The organism is Neolewinella marina, assembly GCF_002631205.1.
GTDB classification, from domain to species: Bacteria; Bacteroidota; Bacteroidia; order Chitinophagales; family Saprospiraceae; genus Neolewinella; species Neolewinella marina.
Genome location: NZ_PDLO01000008.1, coordinates 57,941 through 71,887, shown reverse-complemented (window position 1 = coordinate 71,887; position 13,947 = coordinate 57,941). Strand labels below are relative to the sequence as shown.

The 13,947-nt window shown below is 47.7% G+C and carries 11 protein-coding genes; all 11 read left to right on the top strand.

Annotated features, from left to right (window positions below):
- Positions 1-10 precede the first annotated feature (10 nt).
- The 11 genes from CGL56_RS15440 (at position 11) to CGL56_RS15390 (ending at position 13,907) form a co-directional block, all read left to right on the top strand.
- Complete coding sequence (locus tag CGL56_RS15440) at positions 11-826, top strand: polysaccharide biosynthesis/export family protein (RefSeq protein ID WP_209280351.1); 816 nt, start codon at positions 11-13, stop codon at positions 824-826.
- Positions 827-847: 21 nt separating this feature from the next.
- Positions 848-3,247 (top strand): polysaccharide biosynthesis tyrosine autokinase, encoded by a 2,400-nt coding sequence (locus CGL56_RS15435; RefSeq protein WP_143470751.1) that lies wholly within the window; start codon positions 848-850, stop codon positions 3,245-3,247.
- Positions 3,248-3,466: 219 nt separating this feature from the next.
- Positions 3,467-4,336: a polysaccharide pyruvyl transferase family protein gene (locus CGL56_RS15430; RefSeq protein ID WP_167641634.1), complete on the top strand. Its 870-nt coding sequence runs from the start codon at positions 3,467-3,469 to the stop codon at positions 4,334-4,336.
- Between the two features lie 656 nt (positions 4,337-4,992).
- The gene (locus CGL56_RS15425; RefSeq protein WP_143470750.1) at positions 4,993-5,931 is read left to right on the top strand and encodes a hypothetical protein; all 939 of its coding nucleotides are present in this window, start codon (positions 4,993-4,995) and stop codon (positions 5,929-5,931) included.
- The gene (locus CGL56_RS15420) at positions 5,919-7,004 is read left to right on the top strand and encodes a glycosyltransferase (protein ID WP_099107478.1); all 1,086 of its coding nucleotides are present in this window, start codon (positions 5,919-5,921) and stop codon (positions 7,002-7,004) included. Before CGL56_RS15425 ends, CGL56_RS15420 begins: the two co-directional genes overlap by 13 nt.
- Positions 7,005-7,316: 312 nt before the next feature.
- Positions 7,317-8,429 (top strand): glycosyltransferase, encoded by a 1,113-nt coding sequence (locus tag CGL56_RS15415; protein WP_099107477.1) that lies wholly within the window; start codon positions 7,317-7,319, stop codon positions 8,427-8,429.
- Between the two features lie 97 nt (positions 8,430-8,526).
- Complete coding sequence (locus CGL56_RS15410; protein WP_099107476.1) at positions 8,527-9,654, top strand: glycosyltransferase; 1,128 nt, start codon at positions 8,527-8,529, stop codon at positions 9,652-9,654.
- The gene (locus CGL56_RS15405) at positions 9,651-10,583 is read left to right on the top strand and encodes a GNAT family N-acetyltransferase (protein ID WP_099107475.1); all 933 of its coding nucleotides are present in this window, start codon (positions 9,651-9,653) and stop codon (positions 10,581-10,583) included. Before CGL56_RS15410 ends, CGL56_RS15405 begins: the two co-directional genes overlap by 4 nt.
- A gap of 4 nt (positions 10,584-10,587) precedes the next feature.
- Positions 10,588-11,748, top strand: coding sequence for a hypothetical protein (locus CGL56_RS15400; RefSeq protein WP_099107474.1), 1,161 nt, complete (start codon positions 10,588-10,590; stop codon positions 11,746-11,748).
- Positions 11,749-11,779: 31 nt separating this feature from the next.
- A complete protein-coding gene (locus tag CGL56_RS15395) occupies positions 11,780-12,724 on the top strand; it encodes a polysaccharide deacetylase family protein (RefSeq protein WP_167641633.1) in 945 nt (314 codons plus the stop codon).
- A gap of 4 nt (positions 12,725-12,728) precedes the next feature.
- Complete coding sequence (locus CGL56_RS15390; protein WP_099107472.1) at positions 12,729-13,907, top strand: glycosyltransferase family 4 protein; 1,179 nt, start codon at positions 12,729-12,731, stop codon at positions 13,905-13,907.
- The last annotated feature ends 40 nt before the right edge of the window (positions 13,908-13,947 follow it).

Sequence of the window (13,947 nt, the reverse complement as noted above, 5' to 3'; positions counted from 1 at the left end):
ATCAATCTTTATGAATGGTCATTTCTTTCGCTTTGGCAGCCTGGCATTCATTTTAGCAGGCATAGTAGTAACCATGGCCAGCTCCTGTGTTTCCCACGAGGAACTGGTAAGTTTTCAGTCACTGCGTGCTGACAGCCTCCAACAGACGACCATTGAAGGATATACCAACCCGGAAATTCAGCCGGAGGACCTGTTACGGATCACCGTCAACAGCATCAATCCCGAAGCGGCCGCGCCCTTCAACATTGATCCAGTGGATGGTGGCCAGCGACAATCCGGTAATGGGCAAAATGCTCAGCAACTTGAACTCTTCTCCGGGTATCTAGTGGATGTGAACGGAAATATCGAATTTCCGATACTAGGTACCATTTCCGTGGCAGGGATGACCCTGGAAGAGGTTAAGGGGAAGCTGACTGAAATGCTCGATCCCTATTTAAAGACGCCAGTGGTCAACATCCGTTATCTCAACCTGAAGGTCACCGTCTTGGGGGAAGTGTTGCAGCCCGGAACGGTTCAAATAACCAACAAGCGCGTGACCCTCCTTGAAGCCATCGGGCGGGCGGGCGATTTGACGCAATACGCGAACCGAGCCAATGTATTGGTCATCCGGGAGGAACGGGGGCTGCGTACCTACACGCGGTTGAACTTGCAACGGGGCGACATATTTGAGTCACCCTACTACTACCTACAACAGAACGACGTCATCTACGTCGAACCCCTTCCGGCCCGCGTGGCGACGGTGTCCGATCCGGCCCAGCGGTTCGTTTCCTATGGCACTGCGGCTTTGTCTCTCGTTTCCATCATAATCGCGATCGCTACTCGCTAGACATCACTTTAAATTTCATCCTTGGAACTCTTAGCCAACAATCCGACACCGGAAATCAATGCCGGGGTACAATCTGCAGGTCCTAAACCGGGTGGAAGTGGATTGGACATTAAAGCCATTCTGGGCCGGGCGGTTCGGATGTGGTACCTCTTTCTCCTGTTTCCCATAATTACCGGTATTCTTGGGTGGCTGTATTTGCGTTACGATGTACCGGCCTATGAGGTACGCAGTGTGATTCTGTTGAAAAAAAGCGCTGAAGATGAGGCCGTTTCCGAATTGGTCAGCGGAGCCGGTGGAACGCTCATTACGGACAATTCCACCAATCTGACCAATCAAATCGAAATTCTGGGGTCATTTGCCATGATGCGGGCGGTCGTGGATTCCCTGGACCTTCATGCCGTATACCTTCAGCAGGGCAGGGTGAAGGATTCTTACCTGTACGAAAGGGAGGAGCGACCCTTCCAATTGTCGTATTATGACGACAAGGGCGGGCAACTCTACAACAAACCCCTCCAAGTTACGGTAAGCAAAACCGGGCCGGAATTCACGCTTCGGTATGGAGAAGACTACGAAACGACCGGACGACTAGGAGAACTGCTGTCATTGCCTTTTGGTGTAATTTTACTCAGATCTAACCCGGACTATGTAGGCCCACCACAGGAGGGGGCTACCCTGATCATTAGCAATCCTGTTACGGTAGCGCGTCGATACGTCCAGCAACTATCCATTCGGCCGGTACGCAATTCTGAACTTTTGGAGTTGTCATTGGTAGACCAAGTTCCTCAAAGGGCCATCGATTTGATGAACGAGTTAATTCGCCTGTATAACGAAACGACGATCGCAGAGAAGAATGAGGTAGCAAACAAAACTACTGCCTTTGTCAACGACCGCCTGAATTATCTCACCAATGAGCTGAACGAAGTAGAACAACAGGCAGAGGATTACGTAATCAACAACGAAATCGTCGGGGGTACAGAGCGGGAACTGGAAGCCTCCTTTGAGCAGCTACGCGAGAACGAACGCCGCTTGTTAGAAATTGAACTTCAGGAAGAGTCGCTGGAGAATATCCGCACGGATCTAGCAAGTGGTGTCAAGGACTCCCTGACCTATTTGCCCTACAGCCTGAACCTGGAAAATCTTGATTTGACACCTTTGGTATCTCAGTACAATGAGCTACTGCGGCAACGGGAAGCGTTGCTGCTTGGTGCTGAGCCGGGGAACCCAGTCCTTATTCCTGTAGAAAAACAGATTCAAGGAGTCAGCAAGGTGGTCAGGAATGCCATAGCAAAACTTGAGAATAGCCTGGAGGAAAGGGCCAGAGAAGTTGAAGGAGAAAGCAATCGTATTTTGCGTGCGATTCAACAGATTCCTGGAAAGCAACGGGGGCTGATGGCCATAGAGCGGCAGCAAAGTATTCGGGAAGATCTTTACCTCTTCCTGCTCCAGCGCAGAGAAGAAACCGCCCTATCAAGTGCAGCCGCGGTTTCCAATGTGAGGGTGCTGGAAGAACCCATGCGGCAGAGTACCATTACGCCTATGCCTTACCAGGTATACAGTATTGCGCTCCTCCTGGGCTTGCTGTTGCCAATGGGGCTGATAACTTTACTGGAAATTCTGGATGACACCATTAAATCGCCGGAGCATATCAAGTCGATGACCGATACGCCTTTTTTGGGTGCCATCATGCAGGCCAAGGGCAACCAGCGGTTGGTCGTGAGCCGCAACAGCCGTACCGCGGTGGCCGAGATGTTTCGTATGCTGCGCACTAACTTGCGGTTCATGGCCCCCGATAAGAAACAGCAGGTGCTGCTCATTACCTCAAGTATGAGCGGGGAAGGTAAAACCTTTGTCTGTATTAACCTCGGAATAAGTCTGGCCATATCCGATAAGAAAGTCTTGCTGATGGGCATGGACCTGCGGAAGCCCAAATTAAGTCGTTATATTTTGGATGACGATGACGCTATGAGCGCTGGTATCACCAACTACCTGACGGAGAACGCTACCTTGGATGAAATCATCCAAAAAACGACATTCAACGAAAACCTCTACTACATCAGTAGCGGAGCTATCCCGCCTAACCCGGTCGAATTGTTGATGTTAGACAAGACAGGCAGGATGATGGCGGAGTTGCGGAACCGATTCGATTATATCCTCATCGACATGCCGCCCATCGGGCTGGTAACCGACGCGTTGTTGATGAGTCACTTGGTGGATGGTTCACTGTACGTGACCCGCTTTGGAAAGTCCAAAAAAGGCCAGTTGTCTATTGTAGATGAGCTCTACCGGGCCAATAAGCTACCTAATCTCTCAATTATCCTCAACGGGGTCAAGGAGGGCCGGGGCTACGGCTACGGATATGGCTACGGTTATGGGTATGGGTATGGGTATGGGTATGGGTATGGATATCATGAGGATGCTTAAAAGGACAAGAGGGAAAGTAGAATTGCATCCATAATTCAGTATGAATGCAATTCTTAGCTATGGTAGTTCTTTTGATTAGCTGCACAATTATTCGTACCTTAACCGCTTAGGAGAATTCTTGAAATATAGCTGAATTGCTCTTAAGGTGAATTGCCTAATTGGGCTTCAAAAGATGAACTTCAACTAGCCAAACCTATGGTTGGTTGTAAACCAAATTATATGTATAAAAGTCATTTGTATAGACTCAAGTGGTCGAACCTTTTTGATTCTGTAAGGGCTAACCTGTTTACTGACAATATTCTATTATATTGGTCTCATAGTAAGGGCGGAACATTCAACTTCGGAGACATACTAAACCCTTATTTGGTTGAGGCGTTAACGGGGCAAAAGTGTATTAATTTAAAAGATATTTATCTGATAAAGAACCGACGGAAATTCACTTGTATCGGTAGCGTTCTTGACCAAAATATTCGATTTGGTGGATTCGAAGTTTGGGGGTCTGGGTTCATTAGGAAACCCGACAATCTGCCATATACACCTTCAGTAGTCCATGCAGTTCGCGGGCCTTTGTCTAGAGATGTATACGAAAGTTTCAATATAGACTGCCCCCCGGTTTACGGTGACCCTGCTATTTTGTTGCCACGATTATACAATCCGGACATTGCTATCAAGCATAAGGTCGGAATTGTTCCTCACTATACGGAACTAGAGCACCCTAGTTTGAAAACTTTTTTGAACAACAATGAGGATGTAAAATTAATTTCTGTACTAAATGGAGTGGAGGCTTTTGTAGACGACATATTGTCTTGTGAGCGGATTCTATCTAGTTCATTACATGGATTAATCGCCTCTGATGCATACAATATCCCTAATAAGCACGTTGTTATAGGTGATAAATTACATGGTGGAAGATTTAAGTTTGTTGATTATTATAGCTCAGTGAATAATAGGGACTATACTGCAATATCTTTAACTGATGCAATTCGTACAGAGAATATAAGGTTTGAAAGCATGTTTGATAAAGTTAGCGAGCTGGCAACTGGGCTATTAGCGTCCTGCCCTCTGCCAGTTCTGCCAGTCTTCAAATAGTACATGGCGGTAAGCGGTTAAATCAGTACATGTTTATTCGTTGGATACTAAGCGTTGTATTGCAGAAGATAGGGGGTGTAATTTGGTAAGTGGCCAATTCACCTATGTTTTTTTGGTGTAAACGGTTCCGGCTCAAATTGGAAGTCTTACCCACCCTTTATTTAGATCCAACTCGTTTTTTTCGCTATAGGGCGATCCGATAGTGCACCACTTTAATTTTAAATAGTTGCAACACAATCAGGCTGTATTACTATCCGTCCACATTGATTACTAATACTGTTCAATAGGTTCTCTTTCCCTCCCCCTCTCCCCTACACGATTTAAACTCTAGTATTATCAATACGAAATCATCTTTTGTTGAAACGTATATATCGTTTTTAGGATGGACCGGGGCGCCCTTTTACGCATTGACCGAAGCTCATCGCGCCCCGTTATCCAAAGCTCGGCTGTTACTGCTCACCGCACAAGCAATATTATTGGGCTGGATTCCATTGGTAAAGCCTGCTTATAAGTACAGACGGTACGCAAATACCCTCATCTTCAGCGATTGGGGTACTACGGAAGCTTACTACCAAAAGATTTGCAGCTTTTTGGGCGCCTCCAGGGCCAAAAGCCCAGTGGGGGGACTAAATGCTGTAGTGTTATATGGTACGTTAGTGATGAACCTGCCTGGCATCCTCATCAGAATCCTTCGGGGGGGGCAGGTTTCGGTTTTAACAAAGGATATTAAGTCGGCGACCTGGAGTTTTATACGTGCCCACCAGGTGTTGTCGGGTTCACCGGATTCGATTGTCGTATTCAGCCAGCATTCCGTTACCTGCCGCGCACTCATCTGGGTGGCGGCAGCAAAAGAAATCCGTACCGTTTACCTGCCCCACGCCCCTACGGCAAACAACGTCGCCTACCAAGACCTTCCCGTTCACGTTGCCGGGCTGTGGAGTAGAAAGGATCGGGAAATATATAAAAGCCTGGGGGCGTCAGGTAAAATGAAAGTAGTAGGCAATCCGCTGATTCAGTATGCTCCCTGGCGGGCCACGGGCTTTGCGCGGCAAAGGTGTAAATACATCTTTGCCCCTTCACCCTATCATAAAAACGAGCTGATACGGCAAATCAAGTGGTTAAAGGGGTTTAGGCTGCCGATGCTGCACATTTGCCTTCACCCGCGCATGAAGAAACATGAGATGGCTGAAATTATTGGTGATCATCTCCAATGTCCCATCACTTTTGAAAGTGAACGCGTTGCCTCCCTGTCGGAGCCGGGAGACGTAATTTTCTCTTGCTCGTCCGGGGTGGCGTTAGATGCCTTGAAAAATGGTTCAATCGTTGTAGACCTAACGGCCAATGGGGTTAGACTGAATTATTACTACCTGGAAGATGAGATCATTGTCAAATTGCGCGACAAATCAATCGGTGAAGTAGAACAGCGAATCGCAGGCATCCGTCAAAATAGTGCAGAATATCTCCAAAAGACAAATGTGTTTTTTGAAGATTGGATGAGCTACACAGGCAAGGAATCACTGCTTCGTATTAAATCTCTGCTGGATACAAAGGAGGCAGCGCCTGATAAATTGATTTACGACAGATGGAACGCTTAACTGCCCCCCTTACCCTGTTCACCGGCCAGCTCGACAGCAAGGGCACGGGGCGGGAAAAATTCCGGCACAGCACCATGGTGGCGTTGAGGGAAATATCCGCGGATCTTCGGGTGTTCCACTTCGTGTATGACCGGTCCAACAATTACGTTAATTTGCTGAAGTTTCGCCTGGACGGTTTACATCTTTGCGACACTCCGGAGTTTCGGGCTTTTGTCGACCAGATTCCGGAAACCGGAACCGTTGTTTTTGACGGCTCGAACTATGGTACGGCAGTGGCCCAGGTACGCAAAAGAAAGCCAAAGGTCAGGATCATTGTGCTTTATCACAACGTGGAAAGCATATTCTTTTACCGGGCGTTTGTACATAAAAAAAATCCTAAGTCGCTAGCTTTGGCCGCTTACTACTATGTTCAGGAGTGGATAGTGGCAAGGAAAGCGGACGCCTGTGTGTACCTTACCCAAGAGGATTTGCAGGCTGCTAACCGCATCTATCCTTCCCATTCCTCGGCTGTACTGCCGATAGCGGTAGCGTGCGGGGGCGGGGTAAGTCCGCGGCCCGAAAGCGGTTTACCATTGAAACTGTTGTTTGTCGGTGGTGCATTTTATGCTAATGTGCAAGCAGCGCGTTGGTTGGCAACTGCAATTTCCCAAATGCCAAACGTAAAACTCACCGTAGTGGGTAAGGGGTTTGACGGGGTGTCGGGGTTAAACAAAGATAACGTTTCCGTGTATGGGTTTGTAGATAGCCTGGATCCGTTTTACAACAGTTGCGATGTAGTAACTAACCCGATTTTTTCCGGCTCCGGGATGAAAACCAAGGTAGCGGAGGCGATGTACTACGGTAAACCAATTCTTTCCACTGAAATGGGGCTGCACGGATATGACGCGATTTTAGGCCAGCCGTATGTAAATATATTTAAGGACGAATTTGAACTGGCTGGTTTGCTGAAAGGGTTGGTCGAAAAAAAGCAGCTAGGCCATCAGGTTTTCTTCTATCCGCAAGCCAAGGTGGATTATGAACGCTTTTACTCTGCTGTTGCCCACCGCCAACAGCTAGCAAGAATTCTCTCTTGAAAACCAGAATTGAAGTTCCATTCTAGGGCAGTATCTTCCATCAGGCAATAAAAGTCTACTTACAATAGGCTCCTGGTGTGTCTTGAAAGGTAATGAAGCCAAACAAAGTAGACTAATATGTTATACCCTGGGGGCTCAATGCTCTAGAACGCAGTAAAGGATCTTATGAAACGCGGGTAAATTTCACACCATAGATCCGGCGCGTCTTGGATACCATGCTTACATGATACACCTGAACTGTCGAAAGTTGTATACGCGTAAAGAGCAATGTTGTAAAACGTTGTGTTGGCTATAACTATTGAAACATTATCAATGAATACGAGAATTATTATCTTAGTCGGATCTTTTAAAACCGGTGGAGCAGAACGGATGGCTTTACGAATAGGAAAGCAACTATCGCAGAGGGGGCTTGATGTCCACTATGTAATTCAAAACAACATTCAAGAGCTACCACATAATGTTCCTCCGAATCGCTTGCATATTCTCACTGAATATGATCCTAATCGTTCCCGCCTTCATTATTTTCAAAAAATTATGTTGCTTCGGAAGGTAACCAAGAAGGTAAAGCCAAAGGCTATTGTGGCTTTCACTCGCTTTTCTAGTTTTCTCGCTACTTTTTCAGGGGTAGATAACATAATTGGAACATATGACTACCCGCCCTATATCGTTAAAAGTAAGATGAAACATTTTGAGTCAGACTGGGCGATATCTTGGCCCTGGACGCGAAAGATTCTTGTTCCATCCAAGGGGCTTTATCGTTCTATTAGAGGCAGATCAAAGTTTCATAAAAGTAAACTCGGATACTTGCCAAATTGTATAGACTTTGAAGACATAAAAGAATCTGCTCAACAGTCAAATAAAATAACCACGGCAGGCGGGGAGACTCAACAGGGCCAATACATAATTGCAATTGGACGATTATGCTTGGCAAAAAACTTCCCCCTACTTTTAGAAGCATTCAAAGAAAGCAAGATTCGGCAATCGCATAAGCTCCTAATTGTTGGTCATGGAGTGCTTGAAAAACAACTTGAAGAGTTAGTGCACGAATTAAGGCTTACAAACTATGTAATATTTACTGGGAAAGTAGCAAATCCCTTTCCCTTGCTGAGTCGAGCATCGTTCCTTGTTAACACTTCGATAGAAGAAAGTTTTTGTTTGGTAATATTGGAAGCTCTTGCATTAGGTGTTCCTGTTGTAGCGACTGATTGTGACTTCGGGCCGGCCGATATGGTTGTTGATAATGTGAACGGAAGGCTTGTTCCTAATCGCAATAAAAAGGAGTTAATAAGTGTATTAGATGAAATCGAAGCAAACCCCTCTTTACTATCCAAGTGGGCAAGCAAGGCTTCAGATAGTGTACGCAGCTTCTCTTCGCAAGAAGTGGGTGAGCAGTACTTTAGGCTAATTCAGCAAGACATGGAATAAAAATATGGAGGTATAATACAAATGGGCTGAACGCTCATCTTCACCCCCCGTCTTATTTATGATGTACTGTTCATTGACATTATTACTATAGTTTAGAATGAAAGTTTTACACCTAATAAAATCTCTAGGTAGAGGCGGCGCTGAAACCTTGCTGAGCGAAACGCTACGTGTGCACGACCGTAAAAACTTTGTCTTCCATTTTGCTTACTTCGTAAGTTACAAGGGGCAACTGGGAGAGGAGCTTCGTAAACAGGGAGCCCCGGTGAAGTGCTTTGAAGCGAATTCCGCTCCAGCCATCCTGGCCAAAACCCCGGCCCTTGCCGCATTCGTCCGCAGGGAGGGGTTTGACCTGATTCATTGCCACCTGCCCCTGTCCGCTGTCGTGGGGCGCCTGGTCGGACGCTACGCTAACGTTCCGGTAGTTTATACGGAGCACAACAAACAGGAGCGTTACCATCAGGCTACGCGCCTAGCTAATCTGGCTACCATGGGCCTTAATGCTAAAGTGCTGGCCGTATCCGATGATGTTCGTCAGAGCTTGCTGCACCATTGGGATGGTCCGAAAGAGCGGGTTCGAGTGTTGATCAATGGAGTCAACACCGAAAGATTTAATCCGGATCATTGTGATCGCGGGCAAAGCCGGCTACGGTTGGGGCTGCCGGCCGACGTACCCATTGTCGGTACGGTATGCGTGTTCCGGGTTCAGAAACGACTCAACCTATGGATGGAACTTGCCCGACAGGTGAAGGCGGAAATTCCGACAGCTCACTTCGTCGTAATCGGGGATGGACCCACAGAGAGCCAGGTGAAGGGTCTGGCGCGGGAATACGGGCTGGAAAACAGCATCACCTTCCCCGGTCGCCTGGAGGAAGTGCGGCCCTGGATGAGTGCGATGGATGTGTATCTGATGACCTCGGAATTCGAAGGCCTTCCCATCGCCATGCTGGAAGCGATGAGTATGGGCCTGCCGATTGTAGCTACTGCCGCGGGGGGGATACCCGAAGCGGTTACCGACGGAAGGGAGGGGCACCTTACATCTGTGGATGCATGGGAAGGCCTTAAACAACCCCTACTTAAGTTGGTGCGTAATCCCGCGCTGCGCTGGCGACAGGGTGAGGCGGCCAGGAAAAGGGTAATGACCGATTTTAGCATACAGACCATGGCGAATGAGCTGGAAGCTGTCTACCGCGAAGTTATTGACACCCATAAACACGGACGCGTATGACCATTCGTGAAGCTGAATCGGAGGATGTAGATGCAATTGTTAACCTGCTTAAATTGAGCCTGGGAGATGTTTCCACCGAGAAGTCAAGTACATATTGGCGGTGGAAGCACGAACGCAACCCCTTCGGACCAAGCCATGTCCTCCTGGCGGAGGAAGGCGGCGAACTGGTAGGCGTCCGGGCATTTATGCAGTGGCGATGGACGGATGGTTCCCGCGAATTTACCGCCCTGCGCGCCGTAGATACGGCAACCCATCCCGCCCACCAGGGGAAAGGCATTTTTAAACGGCTCACCCTGGAGATGATTGATCGCCGGCGAAAGGCCGGAGATGATTTCATCTTCAACACCCCCAATGCCCAAAGCAAACCGGGCTACCTAAAAATGGGGTGGAAAGAACTGGGCAGGCTGCCCGTGACGGTAAAAATTCAGCGTCCTTTAGATCTTGTTCGGCACAAACTTGGACTAGGCCGGGAAAGCCTTGCACCGCCCCGCACATCAGCCTTTGACTGGGGCCAGTGGACGCAGTCGGACTACAACCACGGGAAGGAGGGATGGTATACTGCCCATCGCCCAGACTACCTGCAATGGAGGTATTGCGACTGTCCCGTGGCGGATTATCTCACCTACGGTGAGAGCGGTCGATACTTAATCGTGATCCATCCAAAACAATCGGCGCTTGGGTTAGAGTGTCGGATTGTACATCATGAAATTTTAGCCGGTGGACTAGCAGCCGCTCGCGAAGCTTTGAGGGGAGTGATTCGACAATTATCTGCCGATATCGTCACGATTGCACCGGGAAGCCCACTGAGCCGATGGTGGTGGTTCACTGGATTATTAGGTCCGGAATTAACCTATCGTCCCCTTAATTTTGACACCCCCCCCGCCCCCACCAAATGGGAATACACGCTGGGTGATATGGAGCTTTTCTGACGATATGGACACTTTCCTTGTATTATTGTTCTCCATTGGGGTCGTAGCGGTTTTGGTAACCGCGTATAGTGAACAACTGCGGCATTCAAAAGGTGTGCTGTACGGGGCTTTCGCTTTTCATTTATTGATGTTCACGGTATATTATCTTTACACTGCCAATAATGCGTCGGATTCTTTTGCCTACTATAATACAGCTTCGACCATGCGGTACGGAGAAGATTGGGGTAATTATTATGGTGTAAGCACGTATTTTATAAACTTCCTCTCCTTTCCATTAGTACAGTACTTGGGGTTTTCTTATGAAGGGGTAATGCTATTGTTTTCCCTTTTTGGATTTATTGGTATTTTCTACTTTTATCTTTTTGTAACCGAAGGCATTGTTCATCGTCATCGGCTTTTTGGCATAGATTTTATCATGTTGCTGTTGTTTTTACCTAACATGCACTTTTGGAGTGTTTCCCTTGGGAAAGGTTCAGTTGTCTTAATGGGGATGGGGATGCTTTTTTACGCGCTTAATAATATTGGTAGAAGGGTTGTTGTCCTTTTACTGGGAGGGTTGATTGTTTTTCATGTCCGCTCACATGTATTGTTGGTAATATTGGCGAGTTCAGTGGTTGCCTCTATCTTTTCCTCAAAAGGGATTAAGGGCTGGCAGAAGTTAATTATTGTTGCCGTTTCGCTAGCGGCCATATCCCCGGTGTTAAGTACATTCTTAGATTATGCAGGGCTTGAGGAGGCGGACAGTCAGGAGATTGCAAGTTGGCAGAGTCACCGCACTAACGATTTAAGTAATGCAACATCCGGGGTTGATTTGGAAAACTACAGTCAACCGATGAAGATTTTTACATTTCTTTTTCGGCCTCTGTTTATTGATTCTCCCAATGCAATGGGATTGATTGTGTCTGTTGAGAATTTATTTTATCTTATATTTTTTTTGAAATGTTTATCGCCTACATTTTTTAGATACTTTCCCCGTTCACCGTGGATTGTAAAAGTTTCATTCATCGCATTTCTTGGGGTGTCAATTGCTCTAGCACAAATCTCCGCTAACACGGGTATAGCAATCCGACAGAAATCACAGGTTATGTATCTCTTCCTTTTCGTGTTTCTTGCCTATGCTGATTACGCATATCAGAAAGAAAAGAAGTTGGTAATTGGAGAATAGATTTAGTATGATGTCCCGATTAATAATATCATTGGATTTCGAACTCCACTGGGGTGTCTTCGACCACATGAAGCTTGACGCTACGGGCAGAATGTATTTTAAAAGTACCCGTGAATTAGTTCCTATAACCTTGAAGCTCTTTGCCAACCACGGCGTAGCGGCCACTTGGGCTACCGTAGGCATGTTGTTTGCTCGCAGCCGAGAGGAGCTTTCGGCCTCCGCCCCAGAGGTCCGACCCAGTTACATTAACGGAAAGCTGAATCCCTACGCCCTGCTGGGTTCTGTTGGGAGAAATGAGCGAGAAGACCCTTACCATTTTGCTCCAACTCTTATCCAAAACATTATCGATACTCCCTACCAGGAAATCGGGAGCCACACTTTTTCACATTTTTACTGTCTGGAAAGGGGAGCTTCAGCGGAAGCTTTTGCCCAGGATTTACAAGCAGCCCAACATTTGGCCAAAGCGAATTTTGGTGTAAACCTCACATCACTGGTCTACCCACGTAACCAAAGCAACTTCATGCCGATTGTTGAGAAAGCTGGGTTTACCAGCTACCGAGGTAACCCCCCCGCCTGGTTTTGGCGAGCGGCAAACGGAGAAGATACCAGCATGCCCAAAAAAATGGCACGCTTATTGGACCATTATATTCCTCTAAGTAGTCATACTGGCAGCACATTATACACTGATGAGTCACGATTGAAAAATGTGCCCGCTTCCCGATTCTTTCGGCCTTTCGTGCCTAAACTAGATGCCTACGGAGGACAAAAATTAAAACTCCGGCGAATCCGGTCAGAAATGACTGCGGCGGCAGAAGCCGGAAAAACATACCACCTTTGGTGGCACCCCCATAACCTAGCGACTAATCCCCAACGAAATATGGCCGGGTTAAACGAAATTTTGACGCATTTCAGCCAATTACGGAAGGACTTTGGGATGCAGAGTGTTACTATGCAGGATCTGAGTAAAACAGTTTGACCGGATGGAGACCGCCCCAATACGTTTACTACGGATTACTACCGTCCCGATTTCTTTACGGCTGCTCATCACTGGGCAACCCCGGTTTATGACGCAACATGGAATGGATGTAATGCTATGTAGTGCCGACGGCCCAGAAGTCAAGGCAGTTGAAGATTACGAAGGTTGTCACCATTCGGTTATCCCTTTCACCCGGGCTATTACCCCAGTCCAAGACTTGCGTTGCTTGTGGCAGCTGGTCCAGTTTATGCGTAGGTATACCCCTGACATTGTGCATACGCATACACCGAAGGCAGGGTTATTAGGGATGGTGGCTGCTCGCCTGACGGGCATCAAAGTTAGGGTTCATACCGTAGCAGGGCTACCTTACATGACGGCGGGGGGGAAGAAGCGCCGTTTACTGATCATGATGGAAAAAATTACTTACTGGGCGGCTGCGCATGTATGGCCGAACAGCCAAGGCCTCTACAAGGAAATTGTGGACCAGGGCCTTTGTCCAGCGAGTAAGTTGGATATCATCAGTCATGGGTCGACCAACGGGATAGATTTACAACAGTTCTCCTCGGATGCCATTTCCGCTACAATAGATCGTAAAATAAAGAAGGATATTGGCTACCGTCCTGACTGCCGTTACCTGATAGTAATCGGCCGGCTAGTGCGTGACAAAGGTATTTTGGAACTATTGGAAGCTTTTGAACAACTTCACAAGGCACTCCCTGACGTCAGACTGTTATTGCTAGGTCCGCTAGAGGAGGAAAGAGCCGAAGAAATTCTGCCGGGGGACGCCGTAAGAAGACTGAAGGAACATCCAGCCATTACCCACGTTCCCTGGACCGATGAGGTGGCTGTCTATCTCCGGCTGGCCGATTTGTTAATTCACCCTTCCCATCGGGAGGGATTCCCTAACGTGCTCCTGCAGGCAGGTGCCATGAATTGTCCTATTATTTGCTCGCAAATTGCTGGGAACGTAGACATTGTAACCCACGAGAAAACCGGCCTGACATTCCCCGCTGGTGACGCCGTTGCCCTTCTAGACCGAATGGAATATGCATTGCAGCACCACGCAGAAATGTCTCGAATGGCTGACACTTTGAGACAGCAGGTGCAGCAGCGGTACGATCGCGAGGTCATCCATCGTTGCCTACTCCACCGCTACCAGGAGTTGATGAACCAGGTGGACTGATCAACGCTCCCGCTTCCGAATCCCTAACCTCTAAGCCAAA

Coding starts and splice junctions, on each gene's coding strand:
- CGL56_RS15440 (WP_209280351.1), top strand. CDS start 11: ATGAATGGTCATTTCTTTCGCTTTGGCAGCCTGGCATTCATTTTAGCA.
- CGL56_RS15430 (WP_167641634.1), top strand. CDS start 3,467: ATGTATAAAAGTCATTTGTATAGACTCAAGTGGTCGAACCTTTTTGAT.
- CGL56_RS15420 (WP_099107478.1), top strand. CDS start 5,919: ATGGAACGCTTAACTGCCCCCCTTACCCTGTTCACCGGCCAGCTCGAC.
- CGL56_RS15415 (WP_099107477.1), top strand. CDS start 7,317: ATGAATACGAGAATTATTATCTTAGTCGGATCTTTTAAAACCGGTGGA.
- CGL56_RS15410 (WP_099107476.1), top strand. CDS start 8,527: ATGAAAGTTTTACACCTAATAAAATCTCTAGGTAGAGGCGGCGCTGAA.
- CGL56_RS15405 (WP_099107475.1), top strand. CDS start 9,651: ATGACCATTCGTGAAGCTGAATCGGAGGATGTAGATGCAATTGTTAAC.
- CGL56_RS15400 (WP_099107474.1), top strand. CDS start 10,588: ATGGACACTTTCCTTGTATTATTGTTCTCCATTGGGGTCGTAGCGGTT.
- CGL56_RS15390 (WP_099107472.1), top strand. CDS start 12,729: ATGGAGACCGCCCCAATACGTTTACTACGGATTACTACCGTCCCGATT.